Origin of the sequence: Caballeronia sp. GAWG1-1, from assembly GCF_023631465.1 — a bacterium.
Classification (GTDB): domain Bacteria; phylum Pseudomonadota; class Gammaproteobacteria; order Burkholderiales; family Burkholderiaceae; genus Caballeronia.
This window is the reverse complement of sequence record NZ_JALQDB010000006.1, coordinates 101456-121827: the sequence shown is the minus strand read 5'-3', so window position 1 is coordinate 121827 and position 20372 is coordinate 101456. Positions and strand designations below refer to the sequence as shown.

The window sequence follows — 20372 nt, the reverse complement described above, 5'->3', positions numbered from 1 at the left end:
CGTCCATCACTTCGCGCCTTCCACACGCCATCATGTCTGATCCACTGCGTCCCATCCGTCACGGCGGCAATCTGCGCGAAGCCGCGCGTCGATACGGCATCGCGCTCGACGACTGGCTCGATCTTTCGACGGGCATCAACCCTTTAGGCTATCCGGTCCCGCCCATTCCGCCCGATGCCTGGCGCCGTTTGCCCGAAGACGCCGATGGTCTCGCCGAACTCGCCGCGACTCATTACGGCGCGCCGCTCGCGCTGCCCGTCGCGGGTTCGCAGGCCGCGATTCGCGCCTTGCCGTGGCTCTTGAAGAAGGGCACGGCGGCCATCGCACCGTTGACGTATGGCGAGTACGCGCCGGCGTTCGTGCGCGCGGGCCACTCGGTCGTACCGCTCGATGTAAATGCCGACACGTTGCCGAATGCCGTCGAGCACGTGATCGTCGCCAATCCGAACAACCCGACCGCCGAGCGTCTCCCGCGCCACGTCTTGCTGCATTGGCATGCGAAGCTGGCATCGCGCGGCGGTACGTTGATCGTCGATGAAGCATTCGCCGATGTCGATCCGGCCGAGTCTCTTGCCGATCGCAGCGCGGATGCGGGGCTTGTCGTCCTGCGCTCGGTCGGCAAGTTCTTCGGGCTCGCGGGAATTCGCGCGGGCTTCGTGCTTGCCGCACCCGATGTGATCGCCATGTTCACCGATGCGCTGGGTGCATGGACCGTCAGCGGCCCCGCGCGTCACGCGGTGCGGGCGGCTTTCGAGGATCGCGCGTGGCAACGGGAAACCCGCGAACGCTTGCAGCGCGATGGCGCACGGCTCGCGGCGCTTATCGCGCGTCATGGGTTCGACGCGCGTGCGACGCCGCTTTTTACGTCGTTCCAGACATTGGATGCGAGCGGCTTGCAGCATGCGCTTGCCACGCGCGGTATCTGGACGCGGCTCTTCGATCCGGCTGGGATGACGCCGCGTTTGCGCATCGGCTTGCCAGGCAGCGAAGGAGAATGGGCGCGGCTTGAACGAGCGATGGCGGAGGTTTGCGCGTGACGTCGAAATCTTTCTGGCGCACCTTGGCTGCGCAGATCGGCTTGCTTGGCAGTGAAGTCAATCGGGCGCAGCTTGAACGCTCTCTCCCGGAGGTTTGCGCGTGGGCTTAGAACTCGTCTTGCGCACCTTGGCTGCGCAAATCGGCTTGCTCCGGCGCGCAAGCAACCGAGGTCTGCGCGCGTTCGCCGCGCATTCGCTTCGACACGCCGTTCCGCATGTCCTTCTCGCAACGATATTGACGCTGAGCGCATCGCCCTCTTTCGCCGCCATCACCGTCACCGACGACAGCGGCGCCAGCATCACGCTCGCGACACCCGCCACGCGGGTCGTGAGTCTCGCTCCGCATGTCACCGAATTGCTGTTCGCGGCGGGCGGCGGGTCGCGTATCGTCGGCGCGGTGACATATAGCGATTATCCGAAGGAAGCGCAGGCTATCCCGCGCGTCGGCGACAACAAGGCGCTCGATCTGGAGCGCATCGTCGCATTGCATCCGGACTTGATCGTCGTATGGCGGCATGGCAATGCGGCGCGGCAGATGGATCGGCTGCAAGCGCTCGGCATTCCGATCTTCTTCAGCGAACCGCGCCATCTCGACGATATCGCGAGCAACATCGACCGGCTCGGCGCGTTGCTCGGCACGGAAGCGAACGCACGCGCGGCGTCGGCTGCATTCACGCGCGATATCGGCAGTCTGCGGACGCGTTATGCACACCGTCCGCCGGTCGGCGTGTTTTATCAGGTGTGGGACGACCCGCTCATGACGCTCAACCGCGACAACGTGTTCAGCGAAGTGATCGCGTTGTGCGGCGGCGTCAACGTCTTCGCCGCGAACGACACGCGCGTGCCGACCATCTCGACCGAAGCCGTGCTCGCGGCGAACCCGGAAGCCATCGTCACCGCGACGCCCGGCGCGACGACGCCGAATCGCGCATTGCCCGCACTCGATCGATGGAAGCGATGGGGTTCGCTCACCGCGGTGGCGCGCGGCAACCTCTTCGGTATCGATGGCGATCTGATCAATCGGCCGACGCCGCGCATCGCGCTGGGCGCGGCCGAGCTTTGCAGGGACCTGGAGCAAGCGCGCGGGCGTCGCGAAAAGTGACCGAAGCGGCCCTGCCCTCAGGCATTCCACCGCACCAGCAGCCACTTCCCTCTCACGCGCCTGAACTGCACGATCGCGCCGAATTCGATCGGCCATTGCAACACGCTCGCGCGCTCCATCCCGAGCATATGCGCTGTCAGCACGCGCATGACGCCAGCATGCGCGATCACATGCACCGGCCGGTCGGCACGCTCGATATCGCGCAACCAGGCCTCCACGCGCCCGGCGAACTGCACGAGACTCTCCCCGCCGTGCGGCCTCGCGTGTTCGATATCCGCGGCCCAGGCATCGATCAGCGCGCGATCGATCGCATCCCACGCGCGCCCTTCCCATGCACCGAAGTTCATCTCGGCGAGGCGCGCATCGACGTGAGGCGCGATGCCACCGCTCAACGCCGAGGCCAGCGATGCACATCGCACGAGTCCGCTCGAATGCCAGCCATCGACGCACGCGGGCACGTTCAGCGACAGCATGCGCGCCTTCAGAGCGCAAGCCGATGCATTCACATCGCGCAGCAAGGGAACATCGGTCTGGCCGTAGCACACGCCTGCATCGACGCGCACGGCTGGATGCCGGATCAGTACGAGATCCATGCGAGCCCGATGAGATAAATGGCCAGTTCGAACGCCTGTTGCGCGAAGCCGAGACAATCCCCCGTATAGCCGCCGATGCGCTTGACGAAGTAACGTCCCATCGCCCAGCGCAGCACCGTGAGCAACGCGAGCGTCAGGCAGGCGAATTTCCAGTCGATGACAAAGAGCCACGGCACGCCGAAAATCATCGCAATCAGAAACGAGCCCGCGCTCATGCGCTGTGCGACTGGCTTCGCCTTGCCCTCGGCGCGCACATAGTCGAGCGTGACGAGATAGCTGATGGCGAAAACGCGGCTCGCGGCGTGCGCGGCGATCAGCAACCATGCGGCAATGAGCGGCGGCGTGCTCGCAAGCGTCTGCCACTTGAGCGCCAGTGCAATGACGAGCGCAATCGCGCCGAACGCCCCGATGCGCGAGTCATGCATGATGCGCAGCACGTCATCGCGCGTATAGCCGCCGCCGAAGGCATCGGCGCAATCGGCAAGACCGTCTTCGTGGAACGCGCCGGTCAGAACGAGCGTGGCGGCCATCGACAGCAACACGGCAACGCCCAACGGAAGCACGCGCAACGCCGCGAGCAAGACGAGCGCGGCAATACCGCCGACCATCACGCCGACGAGCGGAAAATAACGCGCCGCCGCGTTCAAATAAGCGCGCTCGAAGCCAACCCAACGCGGAACCGGCACGCGCGTGAAGTAACCGAGCGCGGTGAAGAAGTAGCGCAGTTCGTCGAGCGGACGGGTCATTGCGGCAAGCGGGTCGAGACGCCCGCGCGCCTGAACGCAGTGACGCGCCCCGACCTCGTGCAGCGCTTGCGGATGATGCTCATCGCCGTCACTCTCGCTTATCCGTGACACCCGCCGCCTCGAAGCTCGCCATCTCACCGACGAACGCAACGGCCGCGCGCAGGATCGGCAACGCGAGCGCCGCGCCCGTGCCTTCGCCAAGCCGCATGTCGAGTTGCAACAGCGGCTCCGCATGCAGATGCGCGAGCATGCCCCGATGCCCCGCCTCGTTCGACGCATGCGCGAACACGCAGTAGTCGAGCACCTCGGGTGCGATCTTCGCCGCGACGAGCAGGCCGGAAGTCGCGATGAAGCCATCGACGAGAATCGTCATGCCCGCGTCCGCCGCAGCGAGACACGCACCCGCGATCATCGCGATTTCGAAGCCGCCGAACGTCGCGAGCGTGTCGATTGCATCGCCTTCGGCCGCATGCAACGCGAGCGCCCGGCCGAGCACATCGCGCTTGTGCGCAAGGCCGCGATCGTCGAGACCCGTGCCGCGTCCGACGCATTCGCCAATGGGCACACCGCACAGACGGCTCATCAGGCACGCCGCCGCCGACGTGTTCGCAATCCCCATCTCGCCGAAGCCGATCACGTTCGTACCGAGCGCCGCATGATGCCGCACACGCGCCGCGCCGCGCGCGATGCCTTCGAGCGCGGTCTCGCGCGACATCGCCGCTTCCTTCGCGAAGTTGCGCGTGCCGAGGCCGAGCGACAGACGCTCGTAGCCGCTATCGATGGGAATCGGTGTCGCCACGCCCGCATCGACCACTTCGAGCGTCATGCCGACCGAACGCGACAGCGCGTTGATCGCCGCGCCGCCCGCCAGAAAATTCGCGACCATCTGCGCGGTCACTTCTTGCGGATACGGACTCACGCCCTCAGCCGCGATACCGTGATCGCCCGCAAACACGATCATCGCCGGGCGCTCGATGCGCGGCTTCGTCGTGCGCTGAATCACGCCCATTTGCAGCGCGAGCGTTTCGAGCCGACCGAGGCTGCCCGGCGGCTTCGTTTTCGTATCGATGATGCGTTGCAGTTCGGCTTCGCGCGAACGGTCTGGCGCGCGGGGCGTGGGCAAGTCGTGGGCGTTTGACATCGGCAATCCTTCAGGTGCGTGCAACGGGAATGGACGGCACGAGCGCTTCGTGCTCGCCATCGCGAATCAAGGCTAGCGGATAGCCGAACGCGGCGCTCGCGCGTCCAGGCGTGAGCACGTCCGCGACGAGACCGGCGTGCGCGCCGCCCTTGCCATCGAGCAAAAGCGCGTGCGTCGAAAAGCGCCGCGCGAGATTGAGATCGTGACACGAGAAAATCACCGTGCGGCCCGACTTGCGCGCGGCGTCGGCCAGTACGTGCAGACAATCGATTTGATGATGCAGGTCCAGATGCGCGAGCGGTTCGTCGAGCAGCAAGAGCGGTGTGTTTTGGCACAGCACGGCGGCGAGCGTCACGCGTTGCCGTTCGCCGCCCGACAATGTCAGGACATCGCGCGAGGCGAACGATAGAAGACCGAGCGCATCGAGCGCGGCATGCGCGGCAGCGCGGTCTTCGGCGCTCTCCCAGCCCCAGCCCGTGACATACGGAAAGCGGTTCAGCAGCACGGTGTCGAGTACGGTCGCGCTGAAGGCATCGTGCGAGCTTTGCGGCATCAGCGAGCGCGCGCGTGCGAGATCCGCCGCGCGCCAGGATGCGAGTGCGCGGCCATCGAGCGATATCGCGCCTTCGGCCGGCTTTGTCAAACCCGCGAGCACGCCAATCAGCGTGGTCTTGCCCGCGCCGTTCGGCCCGGCTATGCACCACATCTCGCCCGCGCCGATACTTTGCGTGAGGTCTTCCACGAGCGTGCGTGCGCCCGCGCGCAAGCTGACGTGTTCGATATGCAGGGTCATCGCGGTCTCGCCAGCAGCATCCACAGGAACATCGGCACGCCGACGAGTGCGGTCACCACACCCACCGGCAATTGCGCGGGCGCGATCGCCGTGCGCGCGACGAGATCGGCGCTCATCACCGCGAGGCCGCCCGCCAGCGCCGACGCCGGCACGAGCATGCGCTGATCGTTGCCGAACGCGAGCCGCAATAAATGCGGCACGACGAGCCCAACGAAGCCGATGGTGCCCGCCGTCGTGACAGCCGCCGCTGCCGCAAGCGATGCGACGAGATACACCGACAGCCGCACGCGCGAGACAGGCACGCCGAGCGAACGCGCGGCCGTATCGCCACGCAACAGCACGTTGAGTTGCGGCGCGAGCGGCACGACGACGATCATCGCGACGACGAGCGCGATCAGCGCGGGCCACGGCGTAGCTGCGCCGTTCAGGTCGCCCGTCAGCCAGAAGATCATCCCGCGCAAGCGATTCTCCGGCGCAATACTGAGGATCAACGTGATGAGCGCGCCCCAGCCCGCCGCTATCACGACACCTGTCAGCAGAAGACGCGGCGAGGCATCGCGATCGCCGTGCCACAGGTCGCGTCGCGCGAGTCCGAGCACCAGCACGATGGATGCGAACGCGCCCGCGCACGCCGCCAGATCGATGCCCCACCACGGCAGCGACGCGAGCATCGCCGTGAGCGCGAAGGTCGCCGCGCCGCCGGATACGCCGAGCACGTACGGCTCGGCCAGCGGATTGCGCAACAGCACTTGCAGCAGCGCGCCGGAAAGCGCGAGCAAGGCGCCCGAAGCGAAACCCGCAAGCGCGCGCGGCAAACGCAAGGTGAGCACGATGTCATCGGCGATATCGGGCGCGGCCGCATGCGCGTGCAGCAACGCCGCGATGGCGCGCGGCAAGGGCAACGCGACGCTGCCGAGCGCGAGCGACGCCATGAACACAAGCAACGCGGCAAGCCCGAGCGCAGCCCAGATGCCTAACGCGCGTTTCGCGTTCATCGCGCGGCGCAGGTCAACGGTGTCGCTCACGACGGGCGCCAGCCGAGCGTGACATAAGCGCCGCGCCTCGGCGTGTTGTACGAATAAGCCAGTTCATAGTTCCGGTCGAAGAGGTTGTCGACACGCGCGCTCACGTACCACGACTTCGTGATGTCATAGCGCGCCGACAGATTCACGACGCCATAGCCCGCGAGCGTCGAATCGTAATCGCTGCGCGCACCGCTCACGATCCACTCGCCACCCACGCGCCAGCTTCCTATCGAGCGATGCGCGCTGAAACTCGCGAAACGCCGCGCACGGCGCGTCAGGTCCTGATTGCCGGTTTCATCGACGGGATTCTGGAACGTCACGCCCGCGCGCAAATCAGTGGCGCCGACATGCCCTGCCCACGATCCCTCGACGCCCTGCACCTTCGCGCGTCCGACGTTCTGCGCGATATAGAAGCCGCTGCCGTCCGATACGTAATCGATCAGATTCGAATAGCGCGTCTGAAACGCCGTCACGCGCAGCACGCCCACTTGGTCCGATGCGTACTGCAGCGCCGCTTCCACCGAATGACTGCGCTCGGGCTGAATGGACGGATTGCCGCTGAACGGATAGTAGAGATCGTCGAAGCTCGGCGCGCGGAACGACGCCGCGTAACTCGCGCTCGCGCGCCAGTGCGTGTCGATGTTGTACGCGTAGCCCAGATAGTAGCTGTTCGCGCCGCCGAAATCGGAATACTGGTCGTGGCGCAGATTGGCCTGCACTTCGCTCGAACCGAAGCGTCCCACATAGCCCGCGTACACCGAATTCACGTGACGATCCGGCGCGCTGAACTGATCCGAATCGAGCGTCTGGTCGAGATGCTCGTAACCGAACAGGAGCTTGTGCGCCTCCGTCAGGCGAAAGTCGTTCTGCCACAGATACTGGCGATCCTCGGAATTGAAGCGGCTCGTATAGATGCCGTTCTGCTCGATGTTCGCGCGGTCCTGTCCCTGCGCGACCGTGAAATGCGTGGTCCACTGGTCCGTGATACGGCCGTTCGCAAACACCGATGTCGACCGCACGCGACTGTGCGAATCGTTGAGATCGCCGGGCAAGCCGTAGGCATCGTCGAAACTGTCGATGCCGTTCGACTGATAGAAGCGCACGCCCACGTCCCATTTGTCGCCGAACTTGTGGCGCAGCGTGGCCACGACGCTTTCGTTCAGATAACCGTTCGCGTTCGGATTGGCGTTGGGCGCGAGCGCGGGATCGATCGACGAGAAACCATCGGTCTTCTCGCGCGATACGTTGAAGCTGAAGGTCGTGCGGCCTTCGCTATCGAGCGCGCCGGAAACGCCCGCCGCTTGCCGCTGCGTGTGATAGCTGCCGTATTCCGTCTCGAAGTAGAAGCGCGGCGGATGCGCCTCGCCGTCTTTCGTGAAGATCTGCACGACGCCGCCGATCGCGCCCGAGCCGTACAGCGCCGACACGTTGCCGTTCACGACTTCGATGCGGTCGATCTGATCCGGCATGATCTGCGCAAGCTGCGCCGAGCCGAGCGATGCGGACTCCACACGCACGCCGTCGATTAAAACGAGCGATTGCGTCGAGGACGCGCCGCGTATGAACGCGCTTGCATTCGCTCCCGGGCCGCCATTGCGCGTCACCTGCACGCCGGGCGCAAGACCGATGACGCCGAGCGCGTCGTAGGCATTGCTATCGGCGATATCCTGGGCGTCGAAGAGCGAAGTCTGCGCGATCGTATCGGCGAGAGGTTGCGCGGTGCGCGTCGCGGTCACGACGACGGGTGCGAGCGGCGGTTGCGAGGCTTCGTCCGCGAGCGCTTCATGAGCGAGCAGCCATGTGTTGAGGGCGACGAGCGCGGCGCGTTCGATCGTTTTGCGTCTGCCCGCGTGTCGGGCAAGTGGCGATACCATGCGTGAAATGTTCCCATGCGTAGGCTGGCGCGACCTCGCTCCCCGCAAGGCCAATGCGCGACGAGCGCGCTCGAATGCGAACAGACGAACGCGCTGAACAGTTGGCCGGTATCCGGGCTGGCGACACACCGTCCCGCCTTCCCACGCATGAAGCGCAGTGGCATCGACACGTTCTTCGCCTTGCCTGCGTCGAGCGGCGGATTCTTGCGAATCAGACAGACTCGCAAGCAAACTCACACGACGGCGCGGCGAAAAACGCGCAAGGGACGACTTGCAACTTGCGTTGCGGTCGCTTACCGTTGCGGGGGCAGCACAGGTTGGCGTGGCCTTGGCGGCGCCGCTTCCTGTTTCCCGTTTGACTGCGCCCGCAAAAGAATGCGGACGCGAGCACCAAAAGTGCGGCAAGTGTAGGAGCGCGATTCAGGACCGTCAAGAAACGACCCTGGCCGATCATCGCAAGACACACGGCTCACGACGAACCCAACTAGAACCCGCCGTCGCATCGCATCGGCAGCGCCCGCGCTTTCCACACACGAATGCATCGCGATGCACGCATGATCGCGTGCTGTTACGTCTCGAAACGAGACAATTATCGGAAGCTCCGTTGAACCGCGCTAGAATGCGAGGTCTTTAGAGGACGCAGCACATGCTCAACGAACTCGAATCACTGTCAGGAAATATCGGCCGGCTGATCCAGATCAGCGAGCGGCACAATCAGGCGCGTCTCGCGCTTGAAGCACAAATCGAACAACTGCGTAGCGACTACGCGAACGTGCAGGCAGAGCTCGTGCAAATGCGCGAGGAGCGCGACACGCTGCAAGCCGAACGCGATTCCCTCTCGGCCAAGATCGACGACGCGCAGGTCCGCCTGAACGCGATTCTCGAAAAGTTGCCGCGCGGCAAGTCCGCGAATCATGCCGAGACGGAAAATCAGCTCGATCTCCTCGATGCCCGTTCTCACGATGTGCAAGCCGCGCACGAGCATGCGCACGCGGGAGAGCACAGTGAGCATCATCACGGAGAGAAGGCATGACGACCACGCAGATCGAAGTATCCATTCTCGGCCAGCAATATCGCCTCGCCTGTTCGCCGGAAACCGAAGGCGCGCTGCGTGAAGCGGTGGCACGCGTCGACGCCGAGATGAACAAGGTGCGCAATGCAAGCAACGTGCGCGGGCAAGACCGCATTGCGGTGATGGCCGCGCTTTCACTCGCTTCCGAATTGCTGAGGCTGCAAGAAAGCGTGCGTCATGGCGAGGCCTTCCCCGCCGAGGAAATTCGCCGCACGATGCACTCCATGAACGAACAGCTTGGTGCTGTCATCGCGCAGTATGAAGTGCAGTGACCGAAGTGCCGCGACGCCGCTCCTTGGCGAACGCTAATCGGTCGCGCGATGTCAATCGAAAAAAGAAACTGCGCAATTGGTGTCGAGAGGCTGCATTAGACATTCGATTGGTGTAGAGTGACTACTCCCTGCCTGGTTCGCCAAGGTCATATATTCCTTGAACCAATGCTACATTGGCACGGTTGTGGAAACTTGCAGCACGGGCGCGCGCGTCACTCTGTCTGATGTACCCGAAGTGTTGCTTACTGCGACCAATCTTGAACCCAGGTTCAGGATGCCGGCCTAGCGGCCGAGGTGGGGACCCTACTCCAGCGGCATCGGTTCATACCGATGCCGTTTGCTTTTGTCGAGCCCGTTTCAAAACCCCGTTGCCGAATCCATCATGCGCTACTGGCTGATGAAGTCCGAACCGGACGAAGCGAGCATCGATCATCTCGCGCACGCGCCGAAGAAAACCCTCCCGTGGACGGGCGTGCGCAACTATCAGGCGCGCAACTTCATGCGCGACCAGATGCAAGTCGGCGACGGCGTGCTCTTCTATCATTCGAGTTGCCCGGAGCCGGGCATTGCGGGCATCGCCAAAGTCTGTTCTACGGCCTATCCCGATCCCACTCAGTTCGACGCCAAAAGCCCGTACTTCGACGCCAAGTCCACGCAGGAGACGCCGCGCTGGATGCTCGTCGATGTGCGCTTCGTCAAGAAGACGCCGTTGATTCCGCTCGCGACATTGCGCGAACACGCGGAACTCGCCGACATGCAAGTGCTGGCGCGCGGTAATCGGCTGTCGATCACGCCCGTGACCGAGGCGCAGTGGCGCTTCATAACCGAGCGTCTGGTCTAGGGCGCGCGAATCGTTCAAGGGAACTAAGGGAACGAACGAAGCGCCTAAGTGCGGTCGCGAATCACGCGATGCTCTTGCACTCGGAGTCCTTAGATGATCGACAAGAAAACCGCCGCCGCCCTCGCCTTCGTCGCGATGTCGAGCGCCGCGCTCACGCTTCCGCTTTCGGCCGCCGCTCAGACGGTAATCACCAATCCGCAGCCATCCGGCGTGCTTTCGCTATCCGCGCAAGCCAGCGCGCAAGTGCCGCAAGATGTCGTCAACATCACGCTGTTCTACGAGCAGGAAGCGGCCGATCCATCGTCGCTCACCACCACGCTCAATCAGCGCGCCGAAGCCGCATTGCGCGAAGCAAAAGGCGTCGACAACGTGACCGCGAAAAGCGGCTCGTTCACGGTTTATCCGAGCACGGATCGCGACGGCAAGATCTCCGCGTGGCGCGGCCGCACGGAGGTCGTGCTGGAATCGCATGACTTCGCGGCGGCGTCCAAGCTCGCGGGCAAGATGAGTAACGCCATGCAAGTCGGCAGCGTCGCGTTCTCGCTGTCGCCCGAAGCGCAGCGCGCCGCCGAGCAGAAGCTCTCGACGCAGGCCATCGAGTCGTTCCGCAAGGAAGCGCAGGCCGCGAGTCAGGCGTTCGGCTACGCCAACTTCACGATCCGCGAAGTGAACGTGGGCCACAGCGGCGCGGGTCCGCGCCCGGTGATGATGATGCAGGCCCGCTCGCTTGGCGCGGACGCGAAGGTCGGCGCGCCGATGGCGCTCGAAGCCGGCACGACGACGGTGACCGTCGACGTGTCGGGTTCGGTGCAAATGGGGCGATAACTGCTGTGCCGGAGAACGCGGCGTGATTTACGCCGCGTTGCCGGACACGCGTTTCTGACGTTTGTACGCCCACACCATCATGACGATGCCCGCGGCGATCATTGGCAGCGAGAGCCATTGGCCCATCGAAAAGCCGAGCGCGAGGAGTCCGAGATAATCATCCGGCTCGCGCGCGAATTCCACCGTGAAGCGCGCAAGCCCATAACCGATCAGAAACAACGCCGACACTGCGCCCACCGGCCGCGGTTTGCGCGCGAAGAGGTAGATCACCGCAAACAGCACGAGCCCTTCCAGCGCGATTTCATACAACTGCGACGGATGGCGCGGCAGCATGTGATAGCGCGAGAAAATCTCCGAGAGATTGTATTGCGCATCGAACTGCGGATGCTTCGCGAGCCAGATGGCGTCGTCGTTGGTGGAGTTTTGGAAGAGCATGGCCCAGGGTGCGGCCGGGTCGGTCACGCGGCCCCATAACTCACCGTTGATGAAGTTGCCGAGACGCCCCGCCGCCAGTCCGAGCGGCACCATCGGCGCGACAAAATCCGTCACCTGCAGCCACGTGCGCTTGCGCTGAAACGCGAACAAGACCATCGCGAGCGTCACGCCGAGAAAGCCGCCGTGAAACGACATGCCGCCTTCCCACACCTTGAAGATATCGAGCGGATGCGCGAAGTAATAACTCGCCTTGTAGAACACCACATAGCCAATGCGGCCGCCGAGAATCGTTCCGAGTACGCCGTAAAACAGCATGTCGTCGATGTCCTTGACGGTCCAGCCTTGCGCGGCGACATGCGGCAAGCGCAGACGCAATCTGCCGATGGCAATGGCCGAAATGAACGCAACGAGATACATGAGGCCGTACCAGCGCACGGCGAGCGGTCCGAGATGGATCGCGACGGGATCGAAATTGGGATGTATGAGCATCGTGTAATGGAAGAGCCAGGCGAACTTCAAAGGCGAATCATACGGCAACGACGGCAGCAGCCTGCGCGCGCACGATCTCGATGAGCCGGCTCAACACCGGACTCACTTCGGCCGCGCGCCACACGAGCCCGGTTTCGACCACGGGCCCCGGTTCACGCAACGGGCGATACACCACGCCCGTGCGCCGCAGATGCCGCACCGACTGCGGCACGAGCGCGACACCCATGCCGGCGGACACGAGGCTCACGATGGTCTGCATCTGTATCGCCTCTTGTCCGATGCGCGGCGTCAAACCGGCCGCGCCGTAGCAGCCCATAATGATGTCATACAAACCCGGCGCGAGACGCCTTGGAAAGACGACGAGCGGCGCGCTGGCCAAGTCGTGCAGATCGACGGGCGTCTCGGTCCATTCGGCGGCGCCCTGCCCGAGTTCCTGCGCGGCATCCGTCGACATGGCGATGACGAGCGGCTCGCGCGCAATCGGCAGATACGAAAGCGTCATGGCGTGACGCGGCGGCAGCGGCGGAATCACGAGACCGGCATCGATACGGCCGGCCACGAGTTCGTCTATCTGAACGTCGCTGGTGGCTTCCGTGAGTTGCAGACGCACGCCCGGATAACGCGCATTGAATTCGCGCAGTAACGCTGGCAAAAGGCCGTAATCCGCCGTGGAGACGAACGCGAGCGAGAGCACGCCCGCCTCGCCGCGCGAAAGCGACTGCGCGAGCGGACGCAAGGCGTCGGCGGCGGCAAGCAGGCGGCGCACCTCGGGCAACAGATCGCGGCCAACCGGCGTCAGTTCGACCGTGCGCCGCGTGCGTTCGAACAGCACGACGCCGAGCGCGTCTTCCAGCGCACGGATGGCCTGCGAGAGCGGCGGCTGCGTCATGGCGAGGCGCGCGGCGGCGCGGCCGAAGTGCATCTCCTCGGCGACGGTCACGAAGTAGCGCAGCAGGCGGAGTTCGACTGGCATCGATATGTTTTGCGACTCAATAGACCCTGAATAATATATTGGACAGATACATCGACGACACTGCATTCTTCCTGCACCACACCAAGAACCACGATCCCCTCAGGAGGCAGCCATGCCCTTCAATCGCCGCTCGAAACACATCACGCAGGGCGTCGCACGTTCGCCCAACCGCTCGATGTACTACGCCCTCGGTTACAAGGAGGAAGACTTCGACAAGCCGATGATCGGTATCGCCAACGGTCACTCCACCATCACGCCGTGCAACGCGGGTCTGCAGCGTCTCGCCGATGCCGCCGTCGAATCCATTCGCAAGTCCGACGCGAATCCGCAAATCTTCGGGACGCCGACCATTTCGGACGGCATGTCGATGGGCACCGAAGGCATGAAGTACTCGCTCGTCTCGCGCGAAGTCATCGCCGACTGTATCGAAACGGCCGTGCAGGGACAGTGGATGGACGGCGTAGTCGTGATCGGCGGCTGCGACAAGAATATGCCGGGCGGCATGATCGGCCTCGCGCGCATGAACGTGCCGGGCATCTACGTGTACGGCGGCACCATTCGGCCGGGCAACTGGAAGGGCAAGGACCTGACCATCGTGTCGTCGTTCGAGGCGGTCGGCGAGTTCACGGCCGGGCGCATGTCGGAGGAAGATTTCAAGGGTGTCGAGAAGAACGCGTGTCCGTCCACCGGTTCGTGCGGCGGCATGTACACGGCCAACACCATGAGCTCCTCGTTCGAGGCGCTCGGCATGTCGCTGCTCTATTCCTCGACGATGGCGAACCCGGATCAGGAGAAGGTCGATTCCGCCGGCGAATCGGCGCGCGTGCTCGTGGAGGCCGTGAAGAAAGATCTGAAGCCGCGCGATATCATCAACAAGAAGTCGATTGAAAACGCCGTGGCGCTCATCATGGCGACGGGCGGTTCCACCAATGCCGTACTGCACTATCTGGCTATCGCGCATGCGGCGGAAGTCGAATGGAGCATCGACGACTTCGAGCGCATGCGCAAGAAAGTGCCGGTGATCTGCGACCTGAAGCCGTCGGGCCAATATGTCGCGACCGACTTGCACAAGGCGGGCGGCATTCCGCAGGTGATGAAGATCCTGCTCGATGCGGGCATGCTGCACGGCGACTGCATCACGATCACGGGCCGCACGCTCGCCGAGGAACTGAAGGACGTGCCGAGCAAGCCGCGCGCGGATCAGAAGGTGATTTTTCCGATCGAGCAGGCGTTGTACAAGGAAGGCCACCTTGCGATCCTGCGTGGCAATCTCGCGGAAGACGGCGCGGTGGCGAAGATCACGGGCTTGAAGAACCCGGTCATCACGGGCCCGGCGCGCGTGTTCGAAGACGAGCAAAGCGCGATGGACGCGATTCTCGCCGACAAGATCAAGCCCGGCGATGTCGTCGTGCTGCGCTATCTCGGCCCGCAAGGCGGCCCCGGCATGCCGGAAATGCTCGCGCCGACGTCGGCGATCATCGGCAAGGGGTTGGGCGAAACCGTCGGCCTCATCACCGACGGGCGTTTTTCTGGTGGCACGTGGGGCATGGTCGTGGGCCACGTCGCGCCGGAAGCGTTCGCGGGCGGGACCATCGGGCTCGTGCAGGAAGGCGATTCGATCACCATCGACGCGCACAAGCTGCTGCTGCAATTGAACGTGGATGACGCGGAGATCGCGCGCCGCCGCGCGCTGTGGACGAAGCCGGCGCCGCGTTATACGCGCGGCGTGCTGGCAAAGTATGCGGCGTTGGCGTTGCCGGCCAATCGCGGGGCGGTAACGGGCTGAAGTGGGTCCAGCCAGGAAAGGCGAGCGCCCGGCGTTAAAAAGCCGCTACGAATGATCTTCGTAGCGGCTTTTTTCGTTCGGAGCCGTTGGCAGGCCCCGCTCACTCTTCCCGCTGCCGCCGCAACTCCTCTTCCACCGCCGCTCCCACCCACTCGCGCAAGCGTCCATCCAGCGCCACCGCCACTTCGCGCGTGATGTCCTCGACGAGCGTCTGCGTATGTTCGCGCAGCACTTCCTCGCAGCGCGCCGCGATCAGCGCGCGGGCATCGGTGTCCAGATACTGCGTGACGCGCGCGCGCAGGCGTTCGGCGACCAGCGCGGCATCGTATTCGAATGCCGCTTCCGCCGATGCCGCGCGCGCATATTCCGGCTTGCCGGGCACGACGACATCGGTGAGAACGGGGATGGACGTATCGAAGGATTCAGGTGTTTTGGTCATGGTGTCTCCGTCCGTCGCGTGATGAGCCTGTGTTGTGCGCCAATCGTAATGCCCCGCGACGGCGCGCTATGTTCGCTCAACCGCCTTGCTTGTGCGTTTCGATGGCGTAACCGCGATCCCGATAGAACCGGAAGCGCTCGCGCCCGGACGCGAGTTCGTCGTCCTCGTTGCCGACGATCTCCACGAGCCGCTCGAAGCGCGCGAATTGCGCGGACACCGGCACGCCGAGATTGACGAGCACCTGATGATGCGGCGCGTCATCCAGATTCGACGTGAGCACGACCGGCGTCTCGGCCGCAAGCGGGCTTTTCGCCATGCAGTGCGGCACGAATTCGAGCGGCGCAAAGGTCCACAACTGCTCGTCGAATTCGGCGAGACGGCGCGGCTCGGCAAGGACGACGAGCGCGCGCCCGCTCGCATACGCCTTGCGCGCGAGGCGGCAGGCGTAGGCGAGCGAATCGCCCACGTTGGTGTGAAAGTCGATGCGCGTCACGGCCTTACGCTCACTGGCCCGCGCGATCGATCAGGAACTGCGAGAGCAGCGGCACGGGACGGCCCGTGGCACCCTTCGCCGCGCCGCTCTTCCACGCGGTCCCGGCGATATCCAGATGCGCCCACGGATAGCTCTGCGCGAAACGCGACAGGAAGCACGCCGCCGTGATGCTGCCGCCCGGACGCCCGCCGATATTCGCGACATCCGCGAAATTCGACTTGAGCTGATCCTGATACTCGTCGTCGAGCGGCAGACGCCACGCCGGATCGACGGCTTCGCGCGAGGCATCGAGCAATTCGCCGGCGAGCGCGTCGTCCTTCGAGAACAGGCCCGTGTTGTGATGGCCGAGCGCGATGACGCAAGCGCCGGTAAGTGTCGCGATGTCGACGACGGCGGCGGGCTTGAAGCGCTCCGCGTAGGTCAGCGCGTCGCACAGAATGAGACGGCCTTCGGCGTCGGTGTTGAGCACTTCGATGGTCGCGCCGTTCATCGCGGTGACGATATCGCCCGGCTTGAGCGCGTTGCCCGCGGGCATGTTCTCGCAAGTCGGGATGACACCGACGACGTTCAGCTTGAGCCCCATCTCGGCGACGGCGCGCAGCGTGCCGAATACCGAGCCCGCGCCGCACATGTCGTACTTCATCTCGTCCATGGAATCGCCAGGCTTGATGGAGATGCCGCCCGTATCGAACGTGATGCCCTTGCCGACCAGCACGACCGGCGCGTTCTTGCCCTTCGCCTTGCCGGACTCGGTCCCGCCCGCGCCCTGATAATGGATGACGATGAATTGCGGCGGTTCCACCGAACCCTTCGCCACCGACAGGAACGAGCCCATGTTGAGCGCTTCGATCTGCTTCTGGCCGAGCACTTCGACTTTCAGCTTCCAGTCGCGGCCGAGCTTCTTCGCGGTCTGGCCGAGATAAGTCGGCGTGCAGACATTCGGCGGCAGGTTGCCGAGATCGCGCGTGAGGTCCATGCCGTTGGCGATCGCCACGCCTTGCCTGGCTGCGGCCTTCGCGGCTTTTTCATCGGCGGGATCGACACTGAAGACGATCTTCTTGAGCGAGCGCGCGCTGTTGTCGGGCTTGCTCTTCATCTGCGTGAACTTGTAGGTCAGTTCGCGCAATGCGAGGATGGCGGCGCGCACGCCCCAGTCGCCGCTGCGTTCCTGAATGGGCAACTGCGCAAGCGTAAAAGTAGCCTGGACGATCTTGGCGCCGAGGATCACGCGCCACGCGGCACGTACTGCCTCGCCATATGCTTTCTGATTGAAGGCGTCCTGCTTGCCGAGTCCGACGAGCAAGATGCGCGATGCGCCAATGCCGGTGACTTCGGGAATGAGGAGCGTGGTGCCTGCGCGGCCGTTCATGTCGCCGGCCTTAACGACGCGCGAAACGAGCCCTTTGGTGGCGACATCCATGTCGCGTGCGGCGCCTGTCAACGTCTGTGCTTCGAAGATGCCGAGCACGATCACATCTGACTTCCCGGTGAGGAAACCATTTGCCTCGCCTTTGCTCCAATCACAGGCTTTTATGCTAAAGTCCATCGCGCTTATCCTCGGATAAAATCTGGGCTGAAGGATGAAAGCCGCAATTATCCGCTATTTTTTCCGCGGCGGTCACAGGCAAAGCCCGACTGACTCGGGGAACGATTGCATTGCTACTGCATCTACTTCTTGTTGTTGCAGGGCATGTTCGTTACGCCGCATCGCCGCCGGCCTTCAGCTAAATTCAGCTAAATTCAATGATCTTCGAACGCTCCCTGCAGCGCGAACTCGCGTATACGGCCGGCGCCGTATTCATGGTGCTGCTCACGATCATGCTCACGACGATGATGATCCGTATCGTCGGCTTCGCGGCATCGGGCCAGGTCGACCCGCGCGATGTCGTCGTGCTGATCGGGCTCACCGTGATCGGCTATCTCGCGGTCATGCTGATCGTGACGCTGTTCGTTTCCATCCTCTTCGTGCTGACGCGTTGGTATCGCGACTCGGAGATGGTCGTGTGGCTTGCCTCGGGCGTGAGCCAGACGCAGCTCATCAAGCCCATCGCGGTGTTTTCCACGCCGATCATCATCCTTATCGTCTTCTTCGCGTTCGTCGGCTGGCCGTGGTCGAATCAGCAGAGCAAACTCATCAAGGCGCGCTTCCAGCAACGCGATGAAGTGTCGCTGCTCGCGCCGGGCCAGTTCCGCGAATCGCCTTCGAGTCATCGCGTGTTCTTCATCGAGAAGATGTCGCCCGATCAGTCGCAAGTGGAGAACGTGTTCGTCACGAGCACCGAAGGCGGCAAGGTCAACGTCATCGTCTCGAAGAACGGACACACGGAGACGCGCCCCGACGGTGACCGCTTCATCGTGCTGGAAAACGGACGTCGTTACGATGGCGAGCCCGGCCAGCCGAATTTCCGCATCACGGAGTTCGAGCGCTACGGTGTGAAGATAATGAGTCATCAGGTCGTCAACACGCCGACCACCACCGGCATCTCCACGCCCGACCTGCTTGCCAATCCAAGCAAGGACAACCTCGCGGAATTCGCGTGGCGCCTGGGTCTGCCGCTCATCGCCATCAACCTGATGCTGCTCGCCATTCCGCTGTCTTATCAGAACCCGCGCCGCAGCCGCACCATCAATCTCGTGATGGCCGTGCTCATCTATCTGACCTATTCGAATTTGCTGAACGTGGTCCAGTCATGGATCGAGCAGGGAAAGATGTCGTTCGGCGTGGGACTCGTGGGCCTGCATTTACTGGTGGCGGCACTCGTGGCGTTCATCTTCTGGCTGCGCGTGCGCAACCGGCCACTTTTCACGCTCTCGACGTTCACGCGTTCGAAGGGAGCCTGACGCAATGCGCATCTACGAACGATACTTCGCGCGCCAGATCTATCTGGCGTTCATCTTCATTCTGTTCGCTTTCTCGGGCCTGTTCTTTTTCTTCGACCTGATCAACGAACTGAACACCGTGGGGCATGGCAACTACAAGTTCACGCTCGCGATATTGCGCGTGGCCTTGCAGACGCCTTCGCGCTTCTACGAAATCATTCCGGTTGCTGCGCTCATCTCGGCCATTTATGTCTTCGCGCAGATGGCGGCGGCGTCCGAATTCACCATCTTCCGCGTGTCGGGACTCTCGACGGGCACGGCATTGCGTTCGCTCTTGAAGATCGGGATTCCGCTCGTGCTGGTGACGTATATCATCGGCGAAGTGGTTGGGCCTTACGCGGATCAGTTGTCGGAGCGCGTGCGTCTGGAGGCGCTGGGGTCGTCGGTCTCGTCGAATTTCCAGTCGGGCGTGTGGGTAAAGGACACGCTGACCGCGAAGGAGAACGGCGAGCAAGTCACGCGCTTCGTCAACGTGGGTACGTTGAACCCGGATACGACGATCGCCAACGTGCGTATCTATGAATTCGATTCGAAGTTCCGTCTCACCAATGTGCGTATAGCGCAGAGTGGCGTCTTCGAGCCGCCGGGCCACTGGAAGCTGACAGGGGTAACGGACACTCAACTGGTCGATGCGCCGCTCGCGGCCATCAATCCTAACGATGCGCTCAATCCTATCTACAACGCGAAGCAAACCACGCTGCCGGAGTACTCGCTGCGTTCCGAGCTTACGCCGCAGATTCTGTCGGTGCTGCTGGTGTCGCCGGATCGCATGTCGATGTTCAACCTGTTTCGCTATATCCAGCACTTGACGGAAAATCATCAGGACACGCAGCGTTACGAGATTGCGTTCTGGCGCAAGATTCTTTATCCGTTCGCGGTGTTCGTCATGCTGGTGCTGTCGCTGCCGTTCGCATATTTGCACACGCGGGCTGGCGTGGTCGGCGTGAAGGTGTTCGGCGGCATCATGATCGGGATGAGTTTTCAGCTATTCAATACGCTCTTCTCGCACATCGGGACCTTGAATACGTGGCCGGCTCCGATTACTGCGGCCGCGCCTGCCCTCGCCTATCTTGCGATTGGCTTGCTGGGGCTCAAGTGGGTCGAGCGGCACTGAGTTTCTTCGGGAGAAGATGATGGGCAAGCACGGCATCGTACTGTTCGGACACGGCGCACGCGATCCACGTTGGGCGGAGCCGTTCGAACGGCTTGCGTCGCGCCTGCGTGCCGGGCGCGACGAGCCGGTTGCGCTTGCGTTTCTGGAGTTGATGACGCCGGATCTGCCTTCGGCGGTGACGCAATTGGCTGAAGAAGGTTGCGATGCCGTTACCGTGGTGCCCGTGTTCTTCGGGCAAGGCGGTCATGTGAGGCGTGACTTGCCGGCGGTAATCGAGACGTGTCGCGCGGCGCATCCCTCCGTCGCGATTCATTGCGCGACGGCGGTCGGCGAGGATGATGCGGTGCTGGATGCGGTCGCGGAGTATTGTTTGCGGCAGGTTTGAGGGCCGGTCAGACTCAAGGCTCACGTATCGTTGGCTTGCCGAGAATTTGAAGCGCTG

At 63.5% G+C, this 20372-nt stretch carries 21 protein-coding genes, 1 other RNA gene and 1 riboswitch; of the genes, 11 read left to right on the top strand and 11 right to left on the bottom strand.

The features are described from left to right. Positions 1–32: 32 nt before the first annotated feature. Entirely contained in the window at positions 33–1037 is a 1005-nt protein-coding gene (cobD, locus tag NCT03_RS03220) for a threonine-phosphate decarboxylase CobD (RefSeq protein WP_250491916.1), read from the top strand. Positions 1038–1269: 232 nt separating this feature from the next. Continuing rightward, positions 1270–2139 carry a cobalamin-binding protein gene (locus tag NCT03_RS03215; protein WP_250491983.1) on the top strand — a complete coding sequence of 290 codons (870 nt, stop codon included), beginning with the start codon at positions 1270–1272 and terminating at the stop codon, positions 2137–2139. Positions 2140–2156: 17 nt separating this feature from the next. On the opposite strand, the gene cobC is transcribed toward NCT03_RS03215, so the two are convergent. The 6 genes from cobC to NCT03_RS03185 all read right to left on the bottom strand — a co-directional run bounded on the left by cobC (position 2157) and on the right by NCT03_RS03185 (position 8311). Continuing rightward, on the bottom strand, positions 2157–2732 hold the full coding sequence (gene cobC, locus NCT03_RS03210; protein ID WP_250491915.1) for an alpha-ribazole phosphatase family protein: 576 nt from the start codon (positions 2730–2732) through the stop codon (positions 2157–2159). Beyond that, the gene (locus NCT03_RS03205) at positions 2717–3478 is read right to left on the bottom strand and encodes an adenosylcobinamide-GDP ribazoletransferase (RefSeq protein ID WP_250491982.1); all 762 of its coding nucleotides are present in this window, start codon (positions 3476–3478) and stop codon (positions 2717–2719) included. The genes cobC and NCT03_RS03205 overlap by 16 nt, the downstream gene beginning before the upstream one ends. Before the next feature lie 88 nt (positions 3479–3566). Further along, the gene (cobT, locus tag NCT03_RS03200) at positions 3567–4619 is read right to left on the bottom strand and encodes a nicotinate-nucleotide--dimethylbenzimidazole phosphoribosyltransferase (RefSeq protein ID WP_250491914.1); all 1053 of its coding nucleotides are present in this window, start codon (positions 4617–4619) and stop codon (positions 3567–3569) included. 10 nt (positions 4620–4629) lie between these two features. Further along, entirely contained in the window at positions 4630–5412 is a 783-nt protein-coding gene (locus tag NCT03_RS03195; RefSeq protein WP_250491913.1) for an ABC transporter ATP-binding protein, read from the bottom strand. Continuing rightward, complete coding sequence (locus tag NCT03_RS03190; protein ID WP_244827975.1) at positions 5409–6407, bottom strand: FecCD family ABC transporter permease; 999 nt, start codon at positions 6405–6407, stop codon at positions 5409–5411. Before NCT03_RS03190 ends, NCT03_RS03195 begins: the two co-directional genes overlap by 4 nt. A gap of 26 nt (positions 6408–6433) precedes the next feature. Continuing rightward, the gene (locus NCT03_RS03185) at positions 6434–8311 is read right to left on the bottom strand and encodes a TonB-dependent receptor domain-containing protein (RefSeq protein WP_250491912.1); all 1878 of its coding nucleotides are present in this window, start codon (positions 8309–8311) and stop codon (positions 6434–6436) included. Between the two features lie 86 nt (positions 8312–8397). Continuing rightward, positions 8398–8721, bottom strand: a riboswitch (cobalamin riboswitch). Between the two features lie 236 nt (positions 8722–8957). Between NCT03_RS03185 and NCT03_RS03180 the strand changes: the two genes are divergently transcribed. The 5 genes from NCT03_RS03180 to NCT03_RS03160 all read left to right on the top strand — a co-directional run bounded on the left by NCT03_RS03180 (position 8958) and on the right by NCT03_RS03160 (position 11321). Next, positions 8958–9344, top strand: coding sequence for an ATPase (locus NCT03_RS03180; RefSeq protein WP_244827263.1), 387 nt, complete (start codon positions 8958–8960; stop codon positions 9342–9344). Next, a complete protein-coding gene (locus NCT03_RS03175) occupies positions 9341–9655 on the top strand; it encodes a cell division protein ZapA (RefSeq protein ID WP_244827262.1) in 315 nt (104 codons plus the stop codon). Before NCT03_RS03180 ends, NCT03_RS03175 begins: the two co-directional genes overlap by 4 nt. Positions 9656–9777: 122 nt before the next feature. Then, positions 9778–9960: non-coding RNA, 6S RNA (gene ssrS, locus NCT03_RS03170), on the top strand. A 77-nt stretch (positions 9961–10037) separates the two neighbouring features. Continuing rightward, on the top strand, positions 10038–10496 hold the full coding sequence (locus NCT03_RS03165; RefSeq protein ID WP_250491911.1) for an EVE domain-containing protein: 459 nt from the start codon (positions 10038–10040) through the stop codon (positions 10494–10496). 93 nt (positions 10497–10589) lie between these two features. Then, positions 10590–11321 (top strand): SIMPL domain-containing protein, encoded by a 732-nt coding sequence (locus NCT03_RS03160; RefSeq protein ID WP_244827260.1) that lies wholly within the window; start codon positions 10590–10592, stop codon positions 11319–11321. 27 nt (positions 11322–11348) lie between these two features. On the opposite strand, the gene lgt is transcribed toward NCT03_RS03160, so the two are convergent. Beyond that, on the bottom strand, positions 11349–12245 hold the full coding sequence (gene lgt / locus NCT03_RS03155) for a prolipoprotein diacylglyceryl transferase (protein WP_250491981.1): 897 nt from the start codon (positions 12243–12245) through the stop codon (positions 11349–11351). Positions 12246–12282: 37 nt separating this feature from the next. Further along, positions 12283–13218, bottom strand: coding sequence for a LysR family transcriptional regulator (locus NCT03_RS03150; RefSeq protein WP_244827258.1), 936 nt, complete (start codon positions 13216–13218; stop codon positions 12283–12285). A 112-nt stretch (positions 13219–13330) separates the two neighbouring features. On the opposite strand from NCT03_RS03150, the gene ilvD reads away from it, so the two are divergent. Continuing rightward, complete coding sequence (gene ilvD / locus NCT03_RS03145; protein ID WP_244827257.1) at positions 13331–15004, top strand: dihydroxy-acid dehydratase; 1674 nt, start codon at positions 13331–13333, stop codon at positions 15002–15004. A 100-nt stretch (positions 15005–15104) separates the two neighbouring features. Here ilvD and NCT03_RS03140 read toward each other — a convergent pair whose 3' ends face one another. The 3 genes from NCT03_RS03140 to NCT03_RS03130 all read right to left on the bottom strand — a co-directional run bounded on the left by NCT03_RS03140 (position 15105) and on the right by NCT03_RS03130 (position 17482). Then, entirely contained in the window at positions 15105–15443 is a 339-nt protein-coding gene (locus tag NCT03_RS03140) for a DUF2486 family protein (RefSeq protein ID WP_244827256.1), read from the bottom strand. Positions 15444–15519: 76 nt separating this feature from the next. After that, positions 15520–15936 carry a DNA polymerase III subunit chi gene (locus NCT03_RS03135; RefSeq protein ID WP_250491910.1) on the bottom strand — a complete coding sequence of 139 codons (417 nt, stop codon included), beginning with the start codon at positions 15934–15936 and terminating at the stop codon, positions 15520–15522. Between the two features lie 10 nt (positions 15937–15946). Then, positions 15947–17482 (bottom strand): leucyl aminopeptidase, encoded by a 1536-nt coding sequence (locus NCT03_RS03130; RefSeq protein WP_250491909.1) that lies wholly within the window; start codon positions 17480–17482, stop codon positions 15947–15949. Between the two features lie 197 nt (positions 17483–17679). On the opposite strand from NCT03_RS03130, the gene lptF reads away from it, so the two are divergent. Genes lptF through NCT03_RS03115 form a run of 3 tightly spaced genes read left to right on the top strand, consistent with a single transcriptional unit; the run spans position 17680 to position 20315 of the window. Further along, on the top strand, positions 17680–18777 hold the full coding sequence (gene lptF, locus NCT03_RS03125; RefSeq protein WP_244827253.1) for an LPS export ABC transporter permease LptF: 1098 nt from the start codon (positions 17680–17682) through the stop codon (positions 18775–18777). Between the two features lie 4 nt (positions 18778–18781). Next, complete coding sequence (gene lptG / locus NCT03_RS03120; protein WP_244827252.1) at positions 18782–19930, top strand: LPS export ABC transporter permease LptG; 1149 nt, start codon at positions 18782–18784, stop codon at positions 19928–19930. Between the two features lie 19 nt (positions 19931–19949). Beyond that, positions 19950–20315 carry a sirohydrochlorin chelatase gene (locus tag NCT03_RS03115; RefSeq protein ID WP_244827974.1) on the top strand — a complete coding sequence of 122 codons (366 nt, stop codon included), beginning with the start codon at positions 19950–19952 and terminating at the stop codon, positions 20313–20315. The last annotated feature ends 57 nt before the right edge of the window (positions 20316–20372 follow it).

Excerpts from the sequence above, each read along its gene's own strand:
- lptF (WP_244827253.1), top strand. The coding sequence starts at position 17,680 with ATGATCTTCGAACGCTCCCTGCAGCGCGAACTCGCGTATACGGCCGGC.
- cobD (WP_250491916.1), top strand. The coding sequence starts at position 33 with ATGTCTGATCCACTGCGTCCCATCCGTCACGGCGGCAATCTGCGCGAA.
- NCT03_RS03160 (WP_244827260.1), top strand. The coding sequence starts at position 10,590 with ATGATCGACAAGAAAACCGCCGCCGCCCTCGCCTTCGTCGCGATGTCG.
- NCT03_RS03190 (WP_244827975.1), bottom strand. The coding sequence starts at position 6,407 with ATGAACGCGAAACGCGCGTTAGGCATCTGGGCTGCGCTCGGGCTTGCC.
- NCT03_RS03130 (WP_250491909.1), bottom strand. The coding sequence starts at position 17,482 with ATGGACTTTAGCATAAAAGCCTGTGATTGGAGCAAAGGCGAGGCAAAT.
- NCT03_RS03165 (WP_250491911.1), top strand. The coding sequence starts at position 10,038 with ATGCGCTACTGGCTGATGAAGTCCGAACCGGACGAAGCGAGCATCGAT.
- lptG (WP_244827252.1), top strand. The coding sequence starts at position 18,782 with ATGCGCATCTACGAACGATACTTCGCGCGCCAGATCTATCTGGCGTTC.
- NCT03_RS03205 (WP_250491982.1), bottom strand. The coding sequence starts at position 3,478 with ATGACCCGTCCGCTCGACGAACTGCGCTACTTCTTCACCGCGCTCGGT.
- cobC (WP_250491915.1), bottom strand. The coding sequence starts at position 2,732 with ATGGATCTCGTACTGATCCGGCATCCAGCCGTGCGCGTCGATGCAGGC.
- NCT03_RS03115 (WP_244827974.1), top strand. The coding sequence starts at position 19,950 with ATGGGCAAGCACGGCATCGTACTGTTCGGACACGGCGCACGCGATCCA.
- cobT (WP_250491914.1), bottom strand. The coding sequence starts at position 4,619 with ATGTCAAACGCCCACGACTTGCCCACGCCCCGCGCGCCAGACCGTTCG.
- NCT03_RS03195 (WP_250491913.1), bottom strand. The coding sequence starts at position 5,412 with ATGACCCTGCATATCGAACACGTCAGCTTGCGCGCGGGCGCACGCACG.
- lgt (WP_250491981.1), bottom strand. The coding sequence starts at position 12,245 with ATGCTCATACATCCCAATTTCGATCCCGTCGCGATCCATCTCGGACCG.
- ilvD (WP_244827257.1), top strand. The coding sequence starts at position 13,331 with ATGCCCTTCAATCGCCGCTCGAAACACATCACGCAGGGCGTCGCACGT.
- NCT03_RS03150 (WP_244827258.1), bottom strand. The coding sequence starts at position 13,218 with ATGCCAGTCGAACTCCGCCTGCTGCGCTACTTCGTGACCGTCGCCGAG.
- NCT03_RS03175 (WP_244827262.1), top strand. The coding sequence starts at position 9,341 with ATGACGACCACGCAGATCGAAGTATCCATTCTCGGCCAGCAATATCGC.
- NCT03_RS03185 (WP_250491912.1), bottom strand. The coding sequence starts at position 8,311 with ATGGTATCGCCACTTGCCCGACACGCGGGCAGACGCAAAACGATCGAA.
- NCT03_RS03180 (WP_244827263.1), top strand. The coding sequence starts at position 8,958 with ATGCTCAACGAACTCGAATCACTGTCAGGAAATATCGGCCGGCTGATC.
- NCT03_RS03140 (WP_244827256.1), bottom strand. The coding sequence starts at position 15,443 with ATGACCAAAACACCTGAATCCTTCGATACGTCCATCCCCGTTCTCACC.